The following is a 2,140-nucleotide window of genomic DNA, read 5'->3' as shown; positions in this document are numbered from 1 at the left end:
CGCCGACGACATCCGGGTACGCCGCATCAGCACCCTCCTCGAACCCGCCGGCCGGACCGAAGGCAACCCAATCCGACTAAAAGAAAACTCCGGGATCGCTTTTCAAGGATGCATTGTTCTCGGCATGGGGTTCGTGCTCGAAACCGAGAAGGCGCAAGAGTGGATTACCGCCGATCCACGTAACGCCGAAGTGATTTTCCCCTACCTCAATGGGGAAGATCTCAACTCCCGTACCGACGCCTCCGCATCTCGATGGGTCATTGACTTCAATAATCGCATCGAGGCCGAGTCGGCCTCGTATGAGCTACCGTTCCAACACGTAACGGCGCAAGTGAAACCAGAACGCCAGCGTCTGAACGGAGATGGCTCGTTCGTTTTGAGGAAGCCATTGCCTTCCCGGTGGTGGCAGTACGGCGACAAGCGACCAGCGCTCCGAAAAGCGATCACCGGTCTGTCCGAGGTACTCGTTATCGCGTTGGTGAGCAAGACGGTCATGCCGGTGCGTGTCCGGACCGGCCAAGTGTTCAGCCACATGCTCGGGGTGTTCGCGTTCGATAGCTATGGCGCCCAGGCAGTCTTGTCATCGAACCTGCACCAGATCTGGGCCATCACCTACGGCTCGACGCTCGAGACGAGGGTTCGCTATACGCCGTCGGATGTTTTTGAGACCTTCCCCCGACCAGCAGCGACTGGCCGTCTCGATGCCGCCGGGCGAATCCTCGATGAGGGACGGCGCGAGATCATGATGCGTCGCGACCTGGGTCTAACGAAGCTCTACAACCTGGTGAACGACCCCATGACTCGGCAAGACAAGGACGTCGACCGGCTGCGCGAGATCCACGTTGAGGTCGACGAAGCGGCTATGGCCGCGTACGGCTGGGACAACGTTCCTCTGGGCCATGGCTTCCACACCTACCGTCAGGTACAGCGCTGGACTGTCTGTCCTGCTGCCCGCGTGGAAGCCCTCGACCGGCTTCTGCTAGAGAATCACCGTCGCGCGGCGGAGGAGCGCCGCAACCGAGCTTTCGCACCGAAGGGCACGATCCCGGCCGAAGAAGGCACTCTGTTCGCCTGATTCAACTAGGCGAACAGCGTCCCATCCTCCCTGGGGATCTGGATCCCTGGCAGCTCGCGCTTGCTTCGTTGCTCCTCCCCGGCTCGGCGGTGGTTCTCCTCAAGGAGTAGGTCGAGGATCTCAACCCTGGCCGCCGGGCTCACGGTCCAGCGCTGCATCCGCCTGTAGGTGTGGAAACCGTGGCCAAGATCTATCCCAGGCCAGCCGTAGGCATCCAAGACGCGTTGGTCGAGTTCCACGTGGATCGCCCGAAGACGTGCGACGTCCTGGTCAGCAGAGTCGACGTGCTCGGAGTCGTTGACCAGGTTGTAGAGCTTCGTCAGACCCAGGTCGCGACGCGACATGATCTCGCGACGCTCCTCATCCAAGATACGACCGATCTGATCTAGGCGGTCTGTGGATCTGGGAAGAGGGAAGGTCTCAAAGACATCCGAAGGAGTGTAACGCGGGTCATTTCGCATGCCTGAGCCGTAGGTGATGGCCCAGATCTGGTGCAGGTTCGATGACAAGACTGCCTGGGCGCCATAGCTATCGAACGCGAACACCCCGAGCGCGTGGCTGAACACTTGGCCGGTCCGGACACGCACCGGCATGACCGTCTTGCTCACCAACGCGATAACGAGTACCTCGGACAGACCGGCGATCGCTTTCCGCATCGACGTTTGCTTCTCCGCAAACTGCCACCAACGATCCCGGTAAATTTTTCGAGGACTCTTCGCGCGCTCGGGCTTGACATTCGAAATCACGTGCTCAAAAGGAATATTGTATGCGCGCGCCGCCTCCAGTGGCCGCTGGTCGAAGTCGACAATCCATCTGGCTGCCGATGCGTCCGGTCGCTGGTTGAGATTCTCGCCGTTTAGGTAAGGAAAGAGCACATCGGCGTTACGTGGGTCGCAACTGATCCACTCAGCTGCCAAAGTGGAAGTGAGGGTGAAGCCCATGCCCAAAACCAGGCTCCCCATGTGCGCGATCCCGGAGTTTTCTTTTAGTCGGATTGGGTTGCCTTCGGTCCGGCCGGCGGGTTCGAGGAGGGTGCTGATGCGGCGTACCCGGATGTCGTCGGCG

2 protein-coding genes are annotated in these 2,140 nt (G+C 60.4%); one reads left to right on the top strand and one right to left on the bottom strand.

The features are described 5' to 3' along the window. A partial coding sequence (locus tag IG04_RS47505) for a type IIL restriction-modification enzyme MmeI (protein ID WP_420864966.1) occupies nt 1-1,075 on the top strand: 1,075 nt, incomplete at its 5' end. Between the two features lie 5 nt (nt 1,076-1,080). Here IG04_RS47505 and IG04_RS47500 read toward each other — a convergent pair. Then, a partial coding sequence (locus tag IG04_RS47500; protein ID WP_030482265.1) for a type IIL restriction-modification enzyme MmeI occupies nt 1,081-2,140 on the bottom strand: 1,060 nt, incomplete at its 5' end.

Origin of the sequence: Lentzea albidocapillata (assembly GCF_000719115.1) — a bacterium.
Taxonomy (GTDB): Bacteria; Actinomycetota; Actinomycetes; order Mycobacteriales; family Pseudonocardiaceae; genus Lentzea; species Lentzea albidocapillata.
This window is presented reverse-complemented; position numbering and strand designations above follow the sequence as displayed.